Source organism: Flavobacterium sp. FlaQc-52, assembly GCF_044007495.1.
Taxonomy (GTDB): Bacteria; Bacteroidota; Bacteroidia; order Flavobacteriales; family Flavobacteriaceae; genus Flavobacterium; species Flavobacterium cupriresistens.
The window spans coordinates 1-244 of record NZ_JBIPCV010000068.1; the positions used below are offsets into that span (position 1 = coordinate 1).

The window sequence follows — 244 nt, forward strand, 5'->3', positions numbered from 1 at the left end:
CCCGTCCCCGTAGCTTTTCGCAGCTTATCACGCCTTTCATCGCCTCTGAGAGCCAAGGCATCCCCCATACGCCCTTATTTTGCTTATTGTACCAATCATAAAATCAATTATGACCGTTTTTTTTTGTTTTTTATTATCTGTATTACTACTTATAACAAAAAACGCTTTCTACTTTTTATTATTTCTTATCTCAATATGTCAATGAACTTTTATTTACTACTTTTATAGTAAATCAGTGGAGAAT

The 244-nt window shown here is 33.6% G+C and carries 1 rRNA gene; it reads right to left on the bottom strand.

Features of this window, described 5'->3' with window-relative positions:
• Positions 1 to 88: ribosomal RNA gene (locus ACHRV5_RS22530) — 23S ribosomal RNA — on the bottom strand; the annotation flags it as partial.
• Between the last annotated feature and the right edge of the window lie 156 nt (positions 89 to 244).